The 21,174-nt window shown below is 72.6% G+C and carries 18 protein-coding genes; 11 read left to right on the top strand and 7 right to left on the bottom strand.

The features are described 5' to 3' along the window. The 4 genes from nth (at window position 1) to O3438_RS24015 (ending at window position 3,376) form a co-directional block, all read left to right on the top strand. Entirely contained in the window at window positions 1–789 is a 789-nt protein-coding gene (gene nth / locus O3438_RS24000) for an endonuclease III (RefSeq protein WP_332367467.1), read from the top strand. Then, window positions 786–1,445: a TlpA family protein disulfide reductase gene (locus O3438_RS24005; RefSeq protein ID WP_269682014.1), complete on the top strand. Its 660-nt coding sequence runs from the start codon at window positions 786–788 to the stop codon at window positions 1,443–1,445. Before nth ends, O3438_RS24005 begins: the two co-directional genes overlap by 4 nt. Continuing rightward, window positions 1,442–2,134, top strand: coding sequence for an NUDIX hydrolase (locus tag O3438_RS24010; protein ID WP_269682015.1), 693 nt, complete (start codon window positions 1,442–1,444; stop codon window positions 2,132–2,134). The genes O3438_RS24005 and O3438_RS24010 overlap by 4 nt, the downstream gene beginning before the upstream one ends. A gap of 63 nt (window positions 2,135–2,197) precedes the next feature. Beyond that, complete coding sequence (locus O3438_RS24015) at window positions 2,198–3,376, top strand: MarP family serine protease (RefSeq protein ID WP_269682016.1); 1,179 nt, start codon at window positions 2,198–2,200, stop codon at window positions 3,374–3,376. Between the two features lie 12 nt (window positions 3,377–3,388). Here the strand turns inward: O3438_RS24015 and O3438_RS24020 are convergent, their stop codons facing one another. The 4 genes from O3438_RS24020 to eccCa all read right to left on the bottom strand — a co-directional run bounded on the left by O3438_RS24020 (window position 3,389) and on the right by eccCa (window position 10,376). Next, window positions 3,389–4,096 carry a phosphatase PAP2 family protein gene (locus O3438_RS24020; protein WP_269682017.1) on the bottom strand — a complete coding sequence of 236 codons (708 nt, stop codon included), beginning with the start codon at window positions 4,094–4,096 and terminating at the stop codon, window positions 3,389–3,391. A gap of 37 nt (window positions 4,097–4,133) precedes the next feature. After that, on the bottom strand, window positions 4,134–4,925 hold the full coding sequence (locus tag O3438_RS24025; RefSeq protein WP_269682018.1) for a phosphatase PAP2 family protein: 792 nt from the start codon (window positions 4,923–4,925) through the stop codon (window positions 4,134–4,136). Between the two features lie 52 nt (window positions 4,926–4,977). Then, complete coding sequence (mycP, locus tag O3438_RS24030; RefSeq protein WP_269682019.1) at window positions 4,978–6,318, bottom strand: type VII secretion-associated serine protease mycosin; 1,341 nt, start codon at window positions 6,316–6,318, stop codon at window positions 4,978–4,980. A gap of 74 nt (window positions 6,319–6,392) precedes the next feature. After that, the gene (gene eccCa, locus O3438_RS24035; protein WP_269682020.1) at window positions 6,393–10,376 is read right to left on the bottom strand and encodes a type VII secretion protein EccCa; all 3,984 of its coding nucleotides are present in this window, start codon (window positions 10,374–10,376) and stop codon (window positions 6,393–6,395) included. Window positions 10,377–10,477: 101 nt separating this feature from the next. On the opposite strand from eccCa, the gene eccD reads away from it, so the two are divergent. After that, window positions 10,478–11,881: a type VII secretion integral membrane protein EccD gene (eccD, locus tag O3438_RS24040; RefSeq protein ID WP_269682021.1), complete on the top strand. Its 1,404-nt coding sequence runs from the start codon at window positions 10,478–10,480 to the stop codon at window positions 11,879–11,881. A 31-nt stretch (window positions 11,882–11,912) separates the two neighbouring features. Here eccD and O3438_RS24045 read toward each other — a convergent pair whose 3' ends face one another. Together O3438_RS24045 and O3438_RS24050 are read right to left on the bottom strand one after the other, a co-directional pair. After that, on the bottom strand, window positions 11,913–12,419 hold the full coding sequence (locus O3438_RS24045; RefSeq protein WP_269682022.1) for an inorganic diphosphatase: 507 nt from the start codon (window positions 12,417–12,419) through the stop codon (window positions 11,913–11,915). A gap of 255 nt (window positions 12,420–12,674) precedes the next feature. Further along, window positions 12,675–13,226, bottom strand: a complete 552-nt coding sequence (locus tag O3438_RS24050; protein WP_269683857.1) for a hypothetical protein — start codon at window positions 13,224–13,226, stop codon at window positions 12,675–12,677. Between O3438_RS24050 and dacB the strand changes: the two genes are divergently transcribed. The 3 genes from dacB to tilS all read left to right on the top strand — a co-directional run bounded on the left by dacB (window position 13,171) and on the right by tilS (window position 16,746). After that, window positions 13,171–14,577: a D-alanyl-D-alanine carboxypeptidase/D-alanyl-D-alanine endopeptidase gene (gene dacB, locus O3438_RS24055; RefSeq protein ID WP_442929644.1), complete on the top strand. Its 1,407-nt coding sequence runs from the start codon at window positions 13,171–13,173 to the stop codon at window positions 14,575–14,577. The two genes, O3438_RS24050 and dacB, sit on opposite strands and share 56 nt — an antisense overlap. 104 nt (window positions 14,578–14,681) lie before the next feature. After that, window positions 14,682–15,752: a zinc-dependent metalloprotease gene (locus O3438_RS24060; protein ID WP_088991339.1), complete on the top strand. Its 1,071-nt coding sequence runs from the start codon at window positions 14,682–14,684 to the stop codon at window positions 15,750–15,752. Window positions 15,753–15,762: 10 nt separating this feature from the next. Beyond that, a complete protein-coding gene (tilS, locus tag O3438_RS24065; RefSeq protein ID WP_269682023.1) occupies window positions 15,763–16,746 on the top strand; it encodes a tRNA lysidine(34) synthetase TilS in 984 nt (327 codons plus the stop codon). 63 nt (window positions 16,747–16,809) lie between these two features. Here tilS and O3438_RS24070 read toward each other — a convergent pair whose 3' ends face one another. Next, on the bottom strand, window positions 16,810–17,772 hold the full coding sequence (locus O3438_RS24070; RefSeq protein WP_269682024.1) for a GlxA family transcriptional regulator: 963 nt from the start codon (window positions 17,770–17,772) through the stop codon (window positions 16,810–16,812). A 150-nt stretch (window positions 17,773–17,922) separates the two neighbouring features. Here O3438_RS24070 and O3438_RS24075 point away from each other — a divergent pair, with 150 nt between their 5' ends. From O3438_RS24075 to ftsH, 3 genes are all read left to right on the top strand, one after another. Then, window positions 17,923–18,060, top strand: coding sequence for a hypothetical protein (locus O3438_RS24075; RefSeq protein WP_167524754.1), 138 nt, complete (start codon window positions 17,923–17,925; stop codon window positions 18,058–18,060). Window positions 18,061–18,159: 99 nt separating this feature from the next. Beyond that, window positions 18,160–18,735, top strand: coding sequence for a hypoxanthine phosphoribosyltransferase (hpt, locus tag O3438_RS24080; protein ID WP_030328005.1), 576 nt, complete (start codon window positions 18,160–18,162; stop codon window positions 18,733–18,735). A gap of 420 nt (window positions 18,736–19,155) precedes the next feature. After that, window positions 19,156–21,174, top strand: a complete 2,019-nt coding sequence (gene ftsH, locus O3438_RS24085) for an ATP-dependent zinc metalloprotease FtsH (RefSeq protein WP_269682025.1) — start codon at window positions 19,156–19,158, stop codon at window positions 21,172–21,174.

Consider the following 21,174-nt stretch of genomic DNA (forward strand, 5'->3'; position numbering starts at 1 on the left):
GTGACCAGTAGTCCTCCCGCCGCCAGCGAGACCGATCTCGGGCGCACCCGCCGTGCTCGCAAGATCGGCCGGGTGCTGACCGAGACGCACCCCGACGCCCATTGTGAGCTGGACCACTCCAACGCCCTGGAGTTGGCTGTCGCCACCATCCTCTCCGCGCAGTGCACGGACAAGAAGGTCAACGAGGTCACCCCCAAGCTCTTCGCCCGCTACCCGAGCGCCGCCGCGTACGCCGGGGCCGACCGGGGCGAGATGGAGGAGCTGATCCGGCCGACCGGCTTCTACCGCAACAAGACCGACTCGCTGCTCAAGCTCGGGCAGGCCCTCGTCGAGCGGTACGACGGGCAGGTCCCCGGCCGTCTCGTCGACCTGGTGACACTGCCCGGCATCGGCCGTAAGACCGCCAACGTGATCCTCGGCAACGCCTTCGACGTCCCGGGCATCACCGTCGACACGCACTTCCAACGGCTGGTCCACAGGTGGCGGCTGACCACCGAGACCGACCCGGTGAAGATCGAACACGCGGTCGGCGCGCTCTACCCCAAGCGCGACTGGACCATGCTGTCGCACCGGATCATCTTCCACGGGCGCCGGGTCTGCCACGCCCGCAAGCCGGCCTGCGGGGCGTGCACCCTCGCGAAGCTCTGCCCCTCGTACGGCACGGGGCCGACCGAGCCGGCAGCCGCCGCGAAGCTGCTCAAGGGCCCCCGTGCACGTGACCTCGCGGTGGCCGCCGGAGTCGACCCGGATCTGGTGCCCGCCCAGGCGGTCGCCGCGGAGGTGCCGTGAACCGCCGCCTCGCCCTGCTCGTCCTGCCGGTGCTCCTGGCCGTCGCCGGCTGCACCGCGGACAAGGCCGGCGACGAGCCGGCTCCCCGACCGGCCGCCACCGAGCGACCGTCGCCGTTCCGGGACTGCGCCACGCTGGGCACGATCCCCTCGGCCGCGGCATCCGGCTCCGGCACATCGACCCCTGGCTCCGGCACGTCCGGCTCCGGCACGGCGGCACCCGCCGCCGGGGCGCAGGCGCTGCCGGAGCTGACGCTGTCCTGCTTCACCGGCGGGGCGCCGGTCGCGCTCCGGTCCGTCGCCGGGCCGGCGGTGATCAATGTCTGGGCGTCCTGGTGCCCGCCGTGCCGCAAGGAGTTGCCCGCCTTCCAGCGGCTCAGCGAGCGGGCCGACGGTCAGCTCCAGGTGGTTGGGGTCAACAGCCGGGACAGCCGCAGTGGCGCCCAGTCCATCGGTGAGGACTTCGGCGTCCGGTTCCCGATCCTGGTCGACCAGGGCGAGGCGCTGCAACGCGAACTGAAGCGCAACGCCATCCCCCTGACCCTCTTCGTCGACGCCGACGGCCGGGTCCGGCACATCGACGCCACTGGCGCGCTCGACGACGCCCAACTCGCCAAGCTGGTACGCCAGCACCTCGGCCTGACGGTGCCCGCGTGACCCGTCGGCCACCGGAATGGATCGACCCGCTGCTGACCCGGCTGGGCACCGCCCGCGCCGAGGACTTCACCCGGTTGACCACCCCGGCCGAAGGTGGCCGGGAGAGCGCTGTGCTGGTGCTGCTCGGTGAGCAGGCCGACACCGGGCCCGACGTGCTGGTCCTGCAACGGGCTGCCACCCTGCGTACCCACGCCGGTCAGCCGGCCTTCCCGGGAGGCGCGGCCGACCCCGAGGACGCCGACGTACGCGCCACCGCGCTGCGCGAGGCGAACGAGGAGGTCGGCCTCGACCCGGCCAGCGTGACGGTGCTCGCCGAGCTGCCGAAACTGTGGATCCCGGTCAGCGACTTCGTGGTCACGCCGGTGCTGGCCTGGTGGCACGACCCGCACCCGGTGTACCCGTGCGAGCCGGCCGAGGTGGCCCATGTCGCCCGCCTGCCGGTCAGCGAGCTGGTCGACCCGGCCAACCGGATGCGGGTTCGCCACCCTAGCGGCTGGATCGGGCCGGCGTTCTCGGCGCGCGGGATGCTCGTCTGGGGCTTCACCGCCGGGGTGCTGGCGACCCTGTTGGAGATGGGCGGCTGGGCGCGTCCGTGGCCGCGGGACCGGGTGGTCGACCTACCGCCCAGCGGGGCGACCCCGGCGCCGTCGGCGGGCACCGACGAGGCCGACGAGACAGCCGTACGCTGACCGCACGGTCACCTTCGGCAAGCGATGGTCATCTGGCGGGCGCACTGCCCGTACGCTTGACCCGTGTCCGTCGTGGATCTCGTCCTGCTGCTGCTCATGCTCGTGTTCGCGATCAGCGGATACCGCCAGGGTTTCGTCATCGGCATCACCTCGCTGTCCGGCTTCTTCCTCGGTCTGCTGCTGGGTCTCCAACTCGGGCCGCTGTTCGCCCGACAGTTCGTGGACGCCGGCACCCGTGTGCTGATCTCGCTCGTGGCGATCTTCGGGCTGGCCGTGGTCGGGCAGGCGCTCGCCGGCTGGCTCGGCTCGCACCTGCGTAAGACGATCACCAGTGACGTGGGCAAACGGGTCGACGACGTGGGTGGCGCGTTGGTGTCGCTGCTCGCGGTGCTGCTGCTCGCCTGGCTGGTGGCGGTGCCGCTCGGCTCGTCCTCGGTGCCCTGGCTAGCCGCGTCGGTGCGGAACAGCGCGTTGATTTCGGTGGTCAACCAGGTCGTGCCGGAACAGGCCCACCGGTTGTCCACAGCGCTGGAGGACACCGTCGACACCGACGGATTCCCGGACGTCTTCGGTGATCTCGCGCCCACCCGGGCCCGGCAGGTCGACCCGCCCGACCCGGCGCTGGCCGGCTCGCAGGTGGTGGTCAATGGTCAGCGGTCGGTCGTGAAGGTGCTCGGTTCCGCGCCCGGCTGCTCGCGTCGTATCGAGGGCTCCGGCTTCGTGTACGCCGACGACCGGGTGATGACCAACGCGCACGTGGTGGCCGGAACCCGCTCGGTCGCCGTGGAGTTGGGCGGTGAGCGGTACGACGGCAAGGTGGTGGTCTACGACCCGGACCGGGACCTGGCGGTGCTGCTGGTGCCCGGTCTGCCCGGCCCGTCCATGCGGTTCGCCGCCGGCAACGCCGGCAGTGGCTCGGACGCGATCGTGTTGGGCTTCCCGCTGGACGGCCCCTACAACGCGCAGTCGGCACGGATCCGCGACGTCGACAAGATCAAGGGGCCGGACATCTACTCCTCCGGTGACGTCACGCGGGAGATCTACACCATCCGGGCGCTGGTCCGTAGTGGCAACTCCGGCGGTCCGCTGCTGTCCGCCAACGGCCTCGTACTCGGCGTGATCTTCGCGGCTGCGGCCGACGACCCGAACACCGGATTCGCGGTAACCGCTGCCGAGGCTCGCCCGGTGGCGTTGGCCGGCGCCGAACGTAACCGGCAAGTGGCCACCGGCGAGTGCACCTGAGCGCCGCGCCGATCAACTCCCGGCCGAAACCGCCTGTCGACGCCCCGTCGGCAGCGTCGCCCGGCCCCACCGCAGCCCCCGGTCCAGCACCGCACGAGCCATGATCGCCACGCAGGTGCCGCCGTTGAGGAAGGACGCCACCACGTCGCTGGGATGGTGCATCCCCCGGTACATCCGGGTCAGCGCAACCCCCAACGGCACCATCAGCAGCAGCGTCCACCAGGCGACCTTCGCCCCGGTGCTACGCGCCCGCAGGGCCATCAACACGGCGATGCCGACGTAGAGCGCCACCGCCGCCGAGGTGTGCCCGGAAGGAAAGCTCGACGTGGGCGGTGAGACGTCCATGTGCTCCACCGCCGGCCGCTGTCGGTCGATCGCCAGCGTGGTCAGCAGGAACACGAGGGCCTGGGCCGTCACCGCCGCACACAGGAACAGCGGCTCCCGCCAGCGCTTCAGCCAGAGCCGCAGCGCCAACGCCACCAGCACGCTGACCACGACGATCATCTGGGTGCTGGCCAGCGTGCTGAACACCAGTGAGACGTCGTTCCAGCCCCCGGTACGGTCGGCGGCCAACTCCCGGTTCACCGCGTCCTCGACGGTGAACGGCCAGGTCCGGGCGAACACCCGGGTGACCAGCACCCCGAGCAGCACCATCAGACCGAACAGGAGGGACACCGGCAGCAGCACCCGCCGGACGATCAGGACCACGGTGTCGGACATGGGTCGGCCAGTACCCGTCCGAGGTCGTCGGCACGCCTCAGGCCGCTCCGGGCTGCCGCTCGACCTCGGGGGCGACGCCGTCGCGGGTGGGCCGGACCGGCCGGAGACCGTTGTGCGCCCGCCAACTGGTGAACGCGGCGGTGGTCGCCGCGACCACCGCCACGCCGAGCAGCCAGCCGCCCAGCACGTCGCTGGTGAAGTGCACACCGAGCGCCACCCTGCTCAGCCCGGTGACCACGGTGAGCAACACCGCCGCGACCCACAGCGCGAGCCGCGCCGCCCCGCGCCCGGCGTACGGCAGGAGGACCAGCAGCAGCACCCCGGCGGCCAGTGTCGCGTTCAGCGCGTGCCCCGAGGGGAAGGAGTAGCCGGCGGCCCGTGCCACCGGGTCCAGCAACTCCGGCCGGTCGCGGCCGACGAGCAGTTTGAGCAGCGGACCGACCAGGCCACCGACGACCATGGTGGTGGCCGCCCAGAGAGCCAGCCGGCGGGCCCCCCGGCGCAGCAACCAGACCACCAGGAGCAGGGCTACGGCACGCAGCGGCATCGGCGCGAACACCTCGGTCCAGATCCGCATCAGCACCACCCACCCCCCGTGGTCCTGGGCGTAGCCGTGCAGGGCGTCGGTGACCGCCGTGTCCAGCCGGTGCAGCGGCGCCCACGCGCCGAGCACCAGCAGCGTGAGCAGGGCGAAGGGCACCAGCACCAGGAACGCCGCCGCCGAGGCGAGGGTCAGCCGCAGCCCCAGTGAATGGTCCGGGTCGAGTCGGCGGTGCCGCCAGGACGACTGCCCGGCGGAGGCGATTGTGGGCGGCTGCTGCGTACTCATTCGTCGGTTCTACCCGACCGGGCGGCCGGTCAGACCTCCCGGTCCTACGCGGTCAGCGGGCTCGGTGCCGGAACCGGCGGATCATCAGCGCGGCGCTGCCGACCAGGGCGACGACGAGCACGAGACCGATCCACAGCTGCTCCGGAGCGGACGGGTCCTGGCCTCCGGCAGCCCGGGCCGTCCACCGGGTCTGCTGGTGGGGTGCGGTGAGCCCGAGCGGGTCGCTGCCGGCGCCGGCCACCGGTTCGTCGTCGGCAGAGCCGGGCGCCGGACCGAACCCAGTAACACCCGGCGACGTCTGGTCGTCGAGCGGGTTGACGGTCACCGGCGGCACGTCGGCGGTCAGCGCGGCCACCGGATCCACCACCCCGTACCCGAAGCGGTCGTCCCGCCCGGTCGGGCCGATGTCCCGGGCGGTGGCCAGCAACCGGTTGACCACCTCACCGGCGGGCATCTGCGGAAAGCGGGACCGGACCAGCGCGGCGGTGGCCGTCACCAGTGGCGCGGCGAAGCTCGTGCCCTGCACCCGCCAGTACCCGTCGGGGGACTTCGCGCCGACCAACCCGCTGGCGGGGGCGGTGAGCACCGTCGCCCGCCCGGTGATCGACCCGGACCACAGATTGTCGCTGCCGCGTTCGAGGCCGGCGACCGCGACCACACCCGGCTCACGGGCCGGGTACCAGACCTTGGTGCTGGTGGAGGTCGCCAGGTTGCCAGTGCAGGCGATCACGACCACGTCCCGGACGAACGCGTAGTCCAGAGCCGCGGCCAGGGCCGGGCTGTCACCGCTGCCACCCAGGGACAGGTTGATCACGCGGGCGCCGTTGTCGACGGCCCAGCGAACCCCCTGGGCGACGATCAGCGCGTCGTCGTAGCGGTTCTGCTCGTCCAGGACCCGGACCGGCAGGATCCGGGCGTCCGGTGCCAGGCCGACGACGCCCCGTTTGTCGTCCTTGCGCCCGGCGATCAGGCCGGCGACCGTGGTGCCGTGCCCCACCGGATCCGGGCCCGCCCCGCCCCCGGGGCCGACCAGATCCTTGCCCGGCAGCACCTGGCCGACCAGGTCGGGATGGTTGCCGTCCACTCCGGAGTCCACCACCGCGACGGTCACACCTCGACCGGTCGAGCTGCGCCAGGCCGTCTCGGCGCGCAACTCGTCGAGCTGCCACTGTTCGTCGCGAACCTGGTCGGTGCGGGCGACCGCGTCGCCAGGGGCGAGGGCCATCGACGCGCCGGCGAGCTGTCCGCCGTTGGTGGGCGTGGCGACGGGCACGGCCGCCGCGGTCGGGCCCACGACAGCGAGCGCCGCGGCGACACCGAGCAGCGCCCGGCTGGCCGCTCGGCGGGCCGCTGACGGACCGCTGTGCCGAACCCCAGTCACATCCCCAGCCATTCATCCCGACGGAACCATGACGATCGGAGATTACCGGTTTCCTCACCTGTCACGGGAAGAACCGGCGAGTCGGGTCACGATGGCGGAAGTTGTGCCAGCTGGACGAGGCGTACGCCCTCCCGCCGGGTGACCAGTCGACCACGCCCCGGCGGCAGCGGGCCGGGGCGTACCGGCCCGACGAGCGCGCCCTCGTCCGGGCTGCCCGCCATCACCAGACCGGCGGTGGACAACTCCCGCAGCCGCTGCACGATCGGCTCGTACTGGGCGCGGCCGGCGCCACCCGACCGGCGGGCCAGCACCAGGTGCAGCCCGACGTCGCGGGCGTGCGGGAGGTGCTCCTCCAACGCCCGCAGAGGGTTCGCGGGCCCGGCTGCCACCAGGTCGTAGTCGTCCACCAGCACGAACAGCTCCGGGCCGGACCACCAGGAGCGGTCCCGCAGTTGCTGCGGGGTGACCTCCGGCCCGGGGGCCCGCCGCTCCAGGTAGCCGGCAGCCGACTCGATCAGGTCGGCGGTGTGTGCCGCGGCGGTGCCGTACCCGATCAGGTGCGGCGTCTCGATCGCGCCGAGCAGGCTGCGCCGGTAGTCGACAAGGATCACCCGGGCCTGCTCGGGCGTGAACCGCGTGATGATCGACGTGGCCAGCGCCCGCAGGAACGACGACTTGCCGCACTCCGAGTCCCCGAAGACCACAAAATGCGGCTCGGTGGCGAAGTCGAGCAGCACCGGGCGCAGGTCCGCCTCCGCGATCCCGATCGGCAACCGCAGGCCGGTCGTCGCGGCGAGGTCCAGATCGGCGTACGGCAGCACGGGCGGAAGCAGCCGTACGCGGGGCGCCGGAGGACCCGCCCATCCGTCGGCGGCCCGCTTCACCAGATCCGCGGTGTCCCCGTCGGAGGCACCGAGCTGCGGTACCGCAGTGAGGAAGTGCAGGCCCTCCGCCGTCACCCCCCGGCCGGCACGCTCCGGCACGTTCGCGGCCGCACGCCTCGCCACCAGCGAGTCGGACGGGTCGCCGAGGCGCAACTCCAGCCGTGAGCCGAACAGGTCCCGGATCGCCGGGCGGAAGTCCAGCCAGCGCAGCGCGGTGGCGACCACGTGCACCCCGTACGACAGGCCCCGGGTGGCCAGGTCGGTGACCAGCGGCTCCAGGTCGTCGTACTCGCCTCGGACGGTGCTCCAACCGTCCACCAGCAGGAACACGTCACCGAACGGATCGATGCCGGGTTGGTCGGTGATTCCCGCAGCGGCTCGGCGCTGCCGGTACACGGCCATCGACTCCACACCCAACTCCGCGAATCGGCGCTCCCGATCCGCCAGCACTGTGGTCATCTCGCCGACGGTGCGCCGTACGGCGGTCGGGTCGGCCCGACCGGCGACCCCGCCCACGTGCGGTAGGTCGCGCAGCGCGGCCAACCCGCCGCCGCCGAAGTCCAGGCAGTAGACCTGCACCTCGGCCGGCGTGTGGGTGAGCGCCAACGCGCAGATCAGCGTGCGCAGGGCCGTCGACTTGCCGCTCTGCGGCGCGCCGACCACCGCCACGTGCCCGGCCGCGCCCTCCAGCGCCAGCCACAGCAGGTCCCGACGCTGCTCCAACGGCTTGTCCACCACTGCCAGGGGCACGCCGAGCGCTCCGTGCAGCTCCGGGTTGCCCACGGTCAGGCCGCGTACCGGGTCCACCTCCACCGGGCCGAGCAGCTCGTCCAGTGTCGGCGGTTGACCGAGCGGGGGGAGCCACACCTGGTGCGCCGGCGGGCCCTGCCCGACGAGCCGGTCCACCAGGAGGTCGAGGAGGGTCTCCCGGTCCTCCTCCTCCGCTGCGACGGGCGCGACCGGGGTCGCCGGCTCGGGCACGGGTACGGCGTGCGTGGTGAAGGTGAGCAGCCGGGCGCCACCCTCGGCGGTGGCGCCGGCCGGCGCCGTCCGCCGACGGACGGCGCCGGAGACGTACGCGGCCTTGAACCGGGCCAACGGGTCGGTGCCGGCGCGCAGATAACCGTGACCCGGCGAGCGGGGCAACTCGTGGGCGTCCGGCACCCCGAGCACGGTGCGGGACTCCAGCGCGGAGAAGGTCCGCAGACCGATCCGGTACGAGAGATGGGTGTCCAGCCCGCGAAGCCGTCCCTCCTCGAGGCGCTGACTGGCGAGCAGCAGGTGCACACCGAGTGAGCGGCCCAGCCGGCCGATCTGCACGAACAGGTCGATGAAGTCGGGCTTGGCGGAGAGCAGTTCGGAGAACTCGTCGCAGATCAGCAGCAGCGACGGCAGCGGGGCCAGCGGGCTGCCGGCTGCCCGGGCCCGCTCGTAGTCGCGCACGCTGGCGAAGTTGCCGGCGCGGCGGAGCAGCTCCTGCCGGCGGACCAGCTCACCGTTGATCGCGTCGACCATCCGGTCGACCAGGGGCAGCGCGTCGGCCAGGTTGGTGATCACGGCCGCCGTGTGCGGCAACCTGTCGAACGACGCGAAGGTGGCGCCGCCCTTGAAGTCGACCAGCACGAAGTTGAGCTGCTCGGAGCTGTGCGTGGCGGCCAGCCCCAGCACCAGCGTGCGGAGCAGCTCCGACTTGCCGGAGCCGGTCGCCCCGATGAGAAGGCCGTGCGGCCCCATGCCGTCCTGGGCGGACTCCTTGAGGTCCAGTTCGATGGCGCCGCCGTCGGTGCCCACCCCGATCGGCACCCGCAGCCGCTCGCGTGCCGAGCGCGGCAGCCAGCCCTGCTCGGCCGTGAAGCTTTCCGGGTCGCCGAGGCCGAGCAGCTCGGGAAGGCCCAGGTCGGCCTGGAGTGGGGAGTCGGGCCCTCGGGCCGCGCCCGCGAGCCGGAGTGGGGCCAACCGTCGGGCCACCGCCTCGGCGTCGGCGAGGTCGAGCTGGTCGGCGGTGCCGACGTCGGCATGCCCGTCGGTCGACCGCGAGTGCAGTCGTCGGCCGTGCAACTCCAGCAGCAGCGCGTACCGGTCGAGCAGCCGAGGCGGGGGAGTGTCCAGGTCCAGCACGGTGACCGCGTCGATGCCGCCGTCACCGGTCAGATCACTGGCGCCGGTCAACTCGCCACCGTCGAGGACGACCACCACGTGCGGGCCGTCGGTGGCCGGGCCGGCCGGGCTGAACCGGGAGCGGCTGGCCAGCACGTCCGCCAGCAGCCCTTCGAGCTCGGCGGCGGAGCTGGTCACCAGTCGCAGCGGGCCGAGCGCGTCGGTGCGGCTGGGGTGGTGTGCGTGTGGAAGCCACTTCACCCACTCCCAACAGGCGCGGCGTTCCGGTCCGGCGCAGACCGCGACGAGCAGCTCGTCGGGAGCGTGGAAGACCGCCAGTTGGGTCAGCACGGCCCGGACCAACGCCTGCGCCACCGGGTCACCGGTGGGTGGGCCGCCGGTCGCGGAGGCGACACCCGCGGCGCGGCCGGCGGATCGGACATGCACCCGGGCGAAGCTGCGCAGCGACAGGGCCACCGGCAGGTCCGGCACCACCGAGTACGCGTCCAGGAAGCGCCGCAGCGCGCCGGCCGTCATCGGTTCCAGCTCCTCCAGCGGCCGGGTCACCGGTGCGACGAGCGGGGTGGCCAGGGTCTGCGGCCCGACCGCGACGCGGACCACGGCGAAATCCGGGTCGCCCGGTCGCCGCTCCCAGACCCGGTGGCTGTCGACAGTCGACCAGAGCCGACCCGGGTCGGGGTGCCGGTAGAAGAGCCCCGCCCGCTGCTGGCCGGCGGTCCGGCGAACCCGCCGCCGCAACGTGGCCAGGTGTCTCAGGTACTCCCGCCGGGCGGCCATCATCTCGGACTTCTTCGGGGTGCCGGAGGCGCTGCCCCAGGAGGTCACCAACATCGCCAGCGAGGAGAGCCCGAACATCCCGCCCACCACGTACGAGTAGGCGCCGCCGCCCCGGCCGAACATCATCGCCATCGCGACAGTGCCGCCGAGCATCGGCAGCAGCATGAGCATCTGCTGCCATCGCCCGCCGGTCACCACCGGAATCTCCGGCGGCGCCTCCACCGGCAGTTCGCCGGCGGGGATTTCCGGCGCTGGTCGGCGCGGAGGACGCTTGATGACGACGGTGGACACTCGGCCTCCTGACAGCGCTGGGTAACCCGAGCCGGACTCATGGTAGGTAAAGTCCTGTCGTCCGCGCAGCCTCCGATCCCCGTCGATATGGAGACCAGTCGATGACTACCGGGCTGGCCCGCGTCACCATCAGCGCGCCGCAACGACGGCTGGACGTCGCCCTGCCGGAGCAGGTGCCCCTGGCCGAGCTGCTGCCCGACGTGCTCCGACACGCCGGTGTCGGGCTGGCCGACGACGGCGAGCAGCACGGCGGTTGGGTCCTGCGGCGCACCGACGGCGGGGTGCTCGCGACCGCCCAGGCGCTGTTGCCGCAGGGGGTCCGCGACGGCGAGGTGCTGCACCTGGTGCCGGCCCGCGCGCACTGGCCCGAGCTGGAGTACGACGACGTGGTCGAGGCGATCGCCGACGGCGCCCGCCGCCGAGGTGGTGCCTGGTCGCCCACCGCCACCCGCGTCGCCAGCCTGGCCGGTGCCGCCGTCCCGCTCACCGTCGGACTGCTGGCCCTGTTCGTCAGCGGCCCGACGCACCGGGCCGGCTGGTTGGCGGCCGCCGCGGTGGCGCTGGTGCTCACCGTGGCCGGCGCGGTGGCCTCCCGCGCCAACGGCGACGGAACGACCGGGGCGACGTTGGGCGGCTACGCCTTGCCGTACGCGTTCACGTCCGGCGCCCTCGCGGTCGGGTCCGGCGACCCGGTCGCGCCGTTCGGCCCGGCCCGCTGGGTGGGCGCCCCCGAACTGCTGGCCGGCTCGGTGGCACTGCTGCTGGTGGCGCTGATCGGCCTGCTGGGGGTGGCCAGTCGGCTACGGGTCTTCGTCGCCGGTGTCACGGTCGGCCTGACCGGTGCCGGTGCCGCGCTCGGTGGGCTGCTGCTGACCCCGGCCGGCACGGCGGCGGTGCTGCTCAGCGCGCTGGTCTTCGCCGTCGGGGTGATCCCGCTGCTGGCCATCCGGCTGGGCAAGCTGCCCCTGCCGCCCATCACCCTGCCGACCTCGGCCCCCGTGGACGAGCCCCAGCGGGCCCGCGATCTCCCGGACCGCAGCCGGGTCCACGCCGCGGTGATCCGTACCGAGGAGATGCTCACCGGCATGTTGATCGGGCACGCCGTGCTGGCGGTGGCCGCAGCGGTCGTACTCGGGGTCGTCGGTGGAACGGCCGGCCGGATTCTCGTGGCGGTCACCTCGGCCGTGCTGCTGCTGCGCTCGCGACTGTTCGTGGCGCTGCGACACCGGGTTCCGACGGTGCTCGCCGGGCTGGCCGGCTACGCGGCGCTCGGCACCGTACTGGTCGGCCGGGTCGACGAGCCGGCGCGGCTCGCGCTGGTCCTGGGTGCCGCGGTGCTGGCCCTGGTGACCATCGCCGCCGGCACCGGGTACGCCCGCCGGCCGGTCTCCCCGTACGTCGGACGGGCTGCCGACCTCACCGACACGGCGCTGGTGGTCGCCGTGGTGCCGATCGCCTGCGCGGTGCTCGACCTGTACGACAGGGCCCGGGGGCTGCTCGGATGAGCGGCCACCGGGCCCGGTGCGTCACTGTGTGTCAGTGGAGGGTCTCGCCACGTGCCTCGGCGTCCCTGGCCCGCTGGTAGGAGGCGTGGATCTCGGCCTCGGCCTCGGTGCGGCCGACCCAGGTCGCGCCCTCCACCGACTTGCCGGGCTCCAGGTCCTTGTAGACCTCGAAGAAGTGCTGGATCTCCAGCCGGTCGAACTCGCCGAGGTGGTGGATGTCGCGCAGGTGCTCCTGGCGGGGGTCCTCGTAGGGCACGCAGAGGACCTTGTCGTCCCCGCCCTTCTCGTCGGTCATCCGGAACATGCCGATGGTGCGGCAGCGGATCAGGCAGCCCGGGAAGGTCGGCTCGGGGACCAGCACCAGGGCGTCCAGCGGATCGCCGTCCTCGCCCAGCGTGCCCTCGATGAACCCGTAGTCAGCCGGGTACTGAGTCGAGGTGAAGAGGGTGCGGTCCAGCCGGATCCGGCCGGTCTTGTGGTCCACCTCGTACTTGTTCCGGTGACCCTTGGGGATCTCAACCGTAACGTCGAAATCCATCTGCACGCTCCCTCGTCTGCCCACGCTGGCTAACGGAACCACTGGCGCCCTCCGGACAGGTGAATGCCCACCCGCCGACTCCGGCCGCCGCATAGTCTTCGGACCGAAGTAGTGTCACCCAAGCCGATTTTCGCTGGGGGAGGAGGGGGTCGTGGGGAGGGAAGATTCACACTACCGCCCGGACGGGGGCTCCGGGCACGGTACCGGACGATCCGGTTCGGGCGGTGCGACGGGTCGCGTCCCGGTGCCTGAGGCTCACCTTCCACGGACTCCGGAGCCGGCGAACCAGGCGCCGGAGGCGTCGCCCGAGAGGCCTCCGCCGCTGCCCTGGCGCCCGCCGGGCGGGTCGCCCCCTCCCGGCTCGAACAACGGTCGCTTTCCGACGCTCGGCGGTGACCGACCGGCGAGCGGTAGGCCGCAGGGAAACGCCTCGGTGCCGGTCAGCCCGGCGTCGGGCGGTTCGTCGAGGGGCAGTGCCTCGGTCCCGGCCGGTCCCGTTTCCGGCGGTTCGTCGAGGGCCAGCGCGTCGGTGCCGGCCGGTCCCGTTTCGGGCGGGTCGCCACGCGGCAGTGCCTCGGTCCCGGTCAGCCCCGCGCCGGTCAGCCCCGCGCCGGTCAGCCCGGTGTCCGGCCGCGCCCCGAACGCTCCCGGCGGCCCGCCGCTGGGTCCGCCGATCTCCGCGTTGCCCGCGTCCGCCGATGCCGCGTCGGCCCCTGCACCCGTCCCGCCGGGCCGCCGTCGGCGGCTGCCGGTGGTCCTGGCCGTCGTGCTGTTGCTGGTGCTCGCCGGCGTCGGAGTCGTCGTCACCCGACCCGGCCCGGTCGCCGGCTGGCTGGGCGACGACGTCGGGTCCGGCCCGAAGGCTGCCGCTGCGACCCCGGATCCCGATCCGTCCGACGTGCTGGCCGGCCCGGACCCGAACGCGCCGCTGCCCACCGCCGACGGAGTTCGTGCCGTGCTCGACCCGCTGGTCGGCGTCGCCGCACTCGGCAGCCGGGTGAACGTCTCGGTGGCCGACGTGATCTCCGGCCAGACACTGTTCGCCAAGGGCGCGGACGACGGCACGGTCCCCGCCTCGGTGACCAAGCTCGCGACCGGGGTGACCGCGCTGGCCGCCCGTGGACCCGGTTACCGGATACCCACGCGCGCGGTGGCCGGTGCGAAGGCCGGCGAAGTGGTGATCATCGGGGGCGGCGATCCCACCCTGGCGATCGACAAGAAGGGCTACTACCCGGGGGCGGCACGCCTGGACGACCTGGCCGCCCAGGTGCGCACCGCGCTCGGCGGGGCCACCCCGACCAGCGTGACCGTCGACGGCTCGGTCTACTCCGGCCCGGTCTACGGCCCGGGCTGGGACGACGACATCCCCACCGGAGGGTCTGGCGGCGCGGTGACCGCGTTGATGACCGACGGCGCGCGCCGAGACCCGAGCGTCGACCACGGGGCGGCCGCGCGGTTCGCCGAACCGGACCTGGCCGCCGGCAAGGCGTTCGCCCGGCTGCTCGGCGTGCCGACGGACACCGTGAAGCGCGGCACGGCGCCGGCTCCGGCCCAGGCCGCAGCCGGTGGCACCCCGGCACCCGGTGCCGAGCTGGGCGTGGTGCAGTCGCCGCCGATGATCCGGCTGGTCGACATCATGATCAGCGAGAGCGACAACCTGGTGGCCGAGGCGTTGGCCCGCCAGGTCGCGTTGGCCCGTAACCAGCCGGCCTCCTTCGACGGTGGCGCCGCCGCGATGGACGCCCAGGTGGCCGAGCTGGGCCTGCCGGCCGACGAGATCACGCTCTCCGACGGCAGTGGGTTGTCCCGCCGCAACCGGATCAGCCCGTCGCTGCTGACCGACCTGATCCGGCTGGCGGCCAGCCCGGACCATCCGGAGTTGGCCGGCGTGTTCGGCGGTCTGCCGGTGGGCGGCTGGTCCGGGACCCTGGACGAGCGCTACCGCAACACCCCCGGCACCGCCGCCGGCGCGGGCAGCGTCCGTGCCAAGACCGGCACGCTGACCGCCGTGCACTCCATCGCGGGCCTGGTCACCACCGCCGACGGTCGGCTGCTCACCTTCGCCGTGCTCACCGACCAGGTGCCGGGCGGTAAGGAGACCGCCCAACCGGCGCTGGACCGGATCACCGCCGCGTTGGCCGGCTGCGGCTGCGGCTGACCGTCGCCGAGCTGGGGTCGTCCGGCCCCTGCCGGACCGACCATCGGCGTCGATCGAGGACGCGAGGCCGGGCCGGGGTGTCGCGGCGCGGGTACGGTGGGTTCATGGCGCAGTTCGTGGACTGGGATCTGGCCGCCGCCACCGCGGGGGCGTTGAGCAAGTCGGGCCCCCGGGTGTCGTACGCCGAGGCCACCGACGTGGTCGGCGACCTGCGGCGGCTGACCGACGAGGCGGCCGGGCACGTGGCCGACTACACGGGGTTGACGGCGCAGGTGTCGCACCCGCCGGTGCGGGTGGTCGACCGCCGCGACTGGGCGGCGACCAACATCGCCGGCCTCCGCGAGGTGATCACCCCGTTGGTGAGCCGGCTCTCCGGTGACAAACAGCCCGGCGCGCTGACCGAGGCGATCGGGTCCAGGTTGACCGGGGTGCAGGCCGGTACGGTGCTGGCCTACCTCTCCGGCCGGGTGCTCGGCCAGTACGAGGTCTTCTCGGCCGACCCGGGTCAACTGCTGCTCGTCGCGCCGAACATCGTCGAGGTCGAGCGCAAGCTCGGCGCCGACCCACGGGACTTCCGCCTCTGGGTCTGTCTGCACGAGGTGACCCACCGGACCCAGTTCACGGCCGTCCCGTGGATGCGGGCCTACTTCCTGAGCGAGGTGCAGGCGTTCGTCGACGCCTCGTCCAGCGGGAGCGAGCACCTGGTCGAGCGCTTGCGGCGCGGGGTGGCCACCCTGTCCGAGGCGGTCCGCGACCAGGACAGCCGCACCAGCGTGCTGGACATCGTGCAGACCCCGGCGCAGCGCGCCGTGCTGGACCGGCTCACCGCGTTGATGACCCTGCTGGAGGGGCACGCCGAGTTCGTCATGGACGGCGTCGGGCCCCAGGTGATTCCGAGCGTGGAGCGGATCCGGGCATCGTTCAACCGCCGCCGTGAGGCCGGCAACCCGCTGGAGAAGGCGATCCGTCGGCTGCTCGGGGTGGACGTCAAGATGCGCCAGTACGCCGAGGGGCGCAAGTTCGTGCACGGTGTGGTGGAGCGGGTCGGCATGGAGGGGTTCAACTCCATCTTCAACTCGCCGCTCACGCTTCCCCGGCTGTCGGAGCTCGGCGACCCGGACGCCTGGGTCGCCCGGGTGCACGGCCCGGCCGGCACCATCCCGGCCGCTGGCTGACCACCCGACGGTGGCCGCGCTCGCCCCACCGGTGGCCGCGATCCGAGTGGCGGTCCGCCGTGCTCTGACCGGTCTGCCCTCGGACGGGCCGGTGCTGGTCGCCTGCTCGGGTGGCGCCGACTCGCTCGCCCTCGCGGCGGCCATCGTGTTCGTGGCACCCCGGCTGGGCCGCGGCACGGTGCTCGTCAGCGTCGACCACGGCCTGCAGAGCGGCTCCGCGGAGCGTGCCGAGGCGGTGGCCGCGTGGGCCCGTGAAGCCGGTTTCACGGCCGCGTCGGTGGCCCGGGTGGAGGTGGCGGGGCGTACGGGTGGGCCGGAGGCGGCTGCCCGGGAGGCGCGGTACGAGGCGCTGGTCGAGGCCGCCCGGCAGCACGGCGCGGTTGCTGTGCTCACCGGGCACACACGTGACGACCAGGCGGAGACCGTGCTGCTCGCGCTCGCCAGGGGTGCCGGACCGCGCGGCCTCGCGGGGATGCCGGCCCGGCGTGAGCTGGACGGTGTGCCGCTGCTGCGTCCGCTGTTGGAGATCGGCCGGGACGAGACGCGCGCGGCGTGCGCCGTGCTCGGGTTGAGCCCGTGGCAGGACCCGCACAACACCGACCCGTCGTACGCCCGGTCCCGCGTCCGGGCCGACCTGCTCCCGGCCTTGGTGCGGGCGCTCGGGCCGGGGGTGGTGGACAACCTCGCGCGTACCGCCCGGTTGGTGGCGGCCGACAACGCCGCGCTCGACGAGTTGGCGGGGACGGCGCTGGCGGCGGCTCGGCACCCCGACGGAGGACTCTCCGCGCCGGCGTTGCTCGCTCTGACCCCTGCGGTACGCGGCCGGGTGCTGCACGCCTGGGCGCGGGAGTTGGGCGCCCAGCCGGGTGCGTTGTCGCACCGGCACGTCGGCGCGCTGGACGCTCTGGTCACCGCCTGGCACGGTCAGGGCCCGGCGGACCTGCCCGGCGGGGTCCGGGTCCTCCGCCGCGTCGACCGGCTGGCACCCGGCTGAAACGCCGGCCGGCGGTACCCGCCGCCCGCCCGCCTGGCCGGGCCGCGGTCGGCGGGGCGGTTGTCAGCCGCTGTGTGCCCGGTCCCGGAATGTGGTCCGGTAGCTGTGGGGGGTGGCGCCGACCCGGCGGCTGAAGTGGTGGCGCAGCGCCGCCGCGTCGCCGAAACCGGCCTGGTCGGCGACTGCCTCCACGCTCAACGGGGTCTCCTCAAGCAGCCGTCGGGCCAGAAGCACCCGTTGGTTGGTGAGCCAGTCGTGCGGGGTGGTGCCGGTTTCGGCGCGGAAGCGGCGGGCGAACGTGCGGGGTGCCATGCCGGCGCGCGCGGCCAACTCCTCGACGGTGATCGTCCGGTCCAGGTGGCCCATCAGCCACTCCAACACCGGTTCCAGCGTGGGTGCCTCGGGTGCCTTCGGGATGGGCGCCTCGACGTACTGGGACTGGCCGCCGTCGCGGTGCGGCGGGACCACCATCCGCCGGGCCAGCCGGGTCGCGGTGGCCGAGCCGTGCTCCTGGCGGATCAGGTGCAGGCAGGCGTCGATGCCGGCCGCCGTGCCGGCGCTGGTGAGCAGCCGACCGTCCTGGACGTAGAGCGAGTTGCACCGCACGCGAGCGCGGGGGTGCCGGTGTTGCAGCTCATCGACGTGCCGCCAGTGGGTCGTGCACTCCCGGTCGTCGAGCAGCCCGGCCTCGCCCAGCAGGAAGGCTCCGGAGCAGACGCTGAACAGGTACGCCCCACGCGCGTCGGCGCGGCGGAGCGCGTCGAGCACCGGGCCGGGGACGGTGGTGCCCTGGCCATGCGCGGGGACGGCGACCAGGTCGGCCTCGTCGACCGGGCCGAGGTCGGCGTGGGGCGTGAGGTGGAAGCCGGACGACGTACGCACCGGAGCGCCGTCGGGGCTGCACACCTGGAAGCGGTAGCCGGGGAATCCGTCGGCGGTGCGGTCGGTGCCGAACACCTCGGCGAGCACGCCGAGCTCGAATGGGGCGACCTGGTCGAGGGCGAGGACGGCAACGGATCGGAGCATGTGACGAGGGTAACCCGACAGGTGGCAGTAAATCGATGGTCACTGGCATTCCTGCCACTGTCCGGGCGGTTCGGGTGGGCGCAGACTGGTCTCAGTCCGGTGCGCACCGGCGGCGAAACCGACAGCAACCATGCGAAAGCGAGCGCCGCCATGGAGTTCCTGTTCCTTCTCCTGTTCCTCGTCCTGCTCGCCGCCGCCTCGGCGGCCGGGCTCACCGCGGACAGCCACGATTCGGCCGACTGGAAGCCCAGCGATGACGGTCGCCGATGGCGTTCCCGTACCAACTGATGTGAATGGCGCAATTTGCGTAGAAAATCCTTGGCGGGACCGCGCCAAAAGGTGCGGCCCCGCCGACGGAGGCCATCCGACGTACGGCAGGCTAGGAGCATGGCTGACGGCTCCTGGTACGACGCCGACATCGACCACGTGATCATTTCCGAGGCGCAGATCCGCGAGAAGACTGCGGAGCTGGCCAAGCAGGTCTCCGCCGACTACGCCCACGTGGGCGACGGACTGCTGCTGGTGTGCGTACTCAAGGGTGCGGTGATGTTCATGGCGGACTTCGCCCGGGCGTTGGGCCGCAACGGCCCGCCGGCCGAGCTGGACTTCATGGCCATCTCCTCCTACGGCCAGGGCACCACCTCGTCCGGTGTGGTCCGCATCCTCAAGGACCTGGACCGGGACATCGCCGGTCGGCACGTGGTGGTCGTCGAGGACATCGTCGACTCCGGGCTCACCCTCTCCTGGCTGCTGCGTTATCTGGAGTCGCGTTCGGCGGCGAGCGTCGAGGTGGTCGCGCTGTTCCGCAAGCCGGACGCGGTCAAGGTGCCGGTCCCGGTGAAGTACGTGGGCTTCGACATCCCCACCGAGTTCGTGGTCGGGTACGGCCTTGACTTCGGTGAGCGCTACCGGGAGCTGCCGTATGTCGGCGTGCTCAAGCCCGAGGTCTACGCCCGCTCCTGACGCTCGGCCGTGAGCCGTCGAGGCGGCTCGGCGGCGGCGTGAGGCCCATTCGCATCGGCATCCATCAAGCCGACGTTCAGCGCGCTCTCAGGTGTTGCGGTTACCGTGGAGCACGGTGGCCCGGAGGTTACTCCGCGCCCGACCCCCTCGACCGCGTGACCGGGCGTTCGGGTGGCCGGGCCGGACTCCCCGCCACGCCGGTTCCGACCCGGGGCGTTCGGTGGTGCACGACTGCGGGGCTCGCAAGCTCACACCTCGCGTACACGGTGTACCGTCGAATGACCGCGGCGCGGCAGTTTTCGCGCCTCGGGGTCGAGGCCGGCCCGCACGGCGGCTCCGGCCGCCGCTCACGCGGCGACACCATCAGACGGTCAGGACGTCGATCAGGAGGATGCGGGCGCCTCGGCGCTCGACAACAGTATGGAACGTACGCGTTTCTTCCGCCGACCGGTGGTCTGGATCATCCTGGTCATCCTCGGCGCCGTTGTGCTCAGTCAACTGTTCACCGCTGGTCCCAGCTACCACCGCGTGGACACTTCCGTTGCGCTCGACCAGCTGCACACCGCCAAGATCAATAAGGTCGTCTTCCAGGACAAGGAGCAGACGGTCCAACTGGACCTCGCTCAGAAGACGAAGTTCGGCAAGACCGAGACCGACAAGATCGAGGCACAGTTCCCGTACCAGGCTGGCGACCAGATCTGGAACGAGGTGCTGGACGCCAAGGCGGCCAACCGGGTCACCGGCCCGGCCGACGTCAAGGTCTCCTCGGACAGCATCTGGGTGAGCCTGCTGGTCAACCTGCTGCCGATCGCGCTGCTCGTCCTTCTGCTGCTGTTCTTCATGTCGCAGATGCAGGGCGGCGGCTCCCGGGTGCTCAACTTCGGCAAGTCCAAGGCGAAGATGATCACCAAGGACACTCCGAAGACGACCTTCGCGGACGTCGCGGGTGCCGAGGAGGCCGTCGAGGAACTGCACGAGATCAAGGACTTCCTGCAGAACCCCGCGAAGTACCAGGCTCTGGGCGCCAAGATCCCGAAGGGCGTGCTGCTGTTCGGCCCCCCCGGCACCGGTAAGACCCTGCTGGCCCGCGCGGTCGCCGGCGAGGCCGGAGTGCCCTTCTACTCCATCTCCGGCTCCGATTTCGTGGAGATGTTCGTCGGTGTCGGCGCAAGCCGGGTCCGCGACCTCTTCGAGCAGGCCAAGGCGAACGCCCCGGCGATCGTCTTCGTCGACGAGATCGACGCCGTCGGCCGGCACCGTGGCGCCGGCATGGGCGGCGGTCACGACGAGCGCGAGCAGACGCTCAACCAGCTGCTCGTCGAGATGGACGGCTTCGACACCAAGGGCGGGGTCATCCTGATCGCCGCCACCAACCGGCCGGACATCCTCGACCCGGCGCTGCTGCGCCCGGGCCGGTTCGACCGGCAGATCCCGGTGGACGCCCCCGACATGGAGGGCCGCAAGGCCATCCTGCGGGTGCACGCCAAGGGCAAGCCGTTCACCCCCGACGTCGACCTCGACTCGGTGGCACGGCGTACCCCGGGCTTCAGCGGCGCCGACCTGGCCAACGTGATCAACGAGTCGGCCCTGCTCACCGCCCGCAAGGACCAGCGCGCCATCACCAACGACTCGCTGGAAGAGTCGATCGACCGGGTGATCGCAGGTCCGCAGCGACGGACCCGCGTGATGAGCGACCAGGAAAAGAAGATCACCGCGTACCACGAGGGTGGGCACGCGCTGGTCGCCTGGGCGCTGCCGCACGCCGCGCCGGTGCACAAGGTGACGATCCTGTCGCGTGGCCGCTCGCTGGGCCACACCCTGGTGCTCCCCACGGAGGACAAGTACACCCAGACGCGCGCCGAAATGATCGACACCCTGGCGTACGCGCTGGGCGGTCGGGCCGCCGAGGAGCTGGTCTTCCACGAGCCGACCACCGGCGCCGGCAACGACATCGAGAAGGCCACCCAACTGGCCCGCGCGATGATCACCCAGTACGGCATGAGCTCCAAGCTCGGCGCGATCAAGTACGGCACCAGCGGAGACGAGCCGTTCCTCGGCCGCAACATGGGCCACGAGCGGGACTACTCGGACTCGGTGGCCGCCGAGATCGACGGCGAGATGCGGGCACTGGTCGAGCTGGCGCACGACGAGGCCTGGGAGATCCTGGTGGAATACCGGGACGTCCTGGACAACATCGTGCTCGAGCTGATGGAGAAGGAGACCCTCTCCACCGCCGACATGGCGCGGATCTGCTCCCGGGTGGTCAAGCGCCCGCCGCTGGCCCCGTACAACGGCTTCGGCAAGCGTCAGCCCTCCACCGAGCCGCCCGTGCTCACCCCTGCGGAGAAGGACAAGCTCAAGGCGCAGGCCCAGGCTGACGGCGCGCAGGCGTCGGTCGGCGGTGGGACGCCGTCCAACAACTCGGACGGCACGCACTGA

It is taken from the genome of Micromonospora sp. WMMC250, from assembly GCF_027460215.1.
Taxonomy (GTDB): domain Bacteria; phylum Actinomycetota; class Actinomycetes; order Mycobacteriales; family Micromonosporaceae; genus Micromonospora; species Micromonospora taraxaci.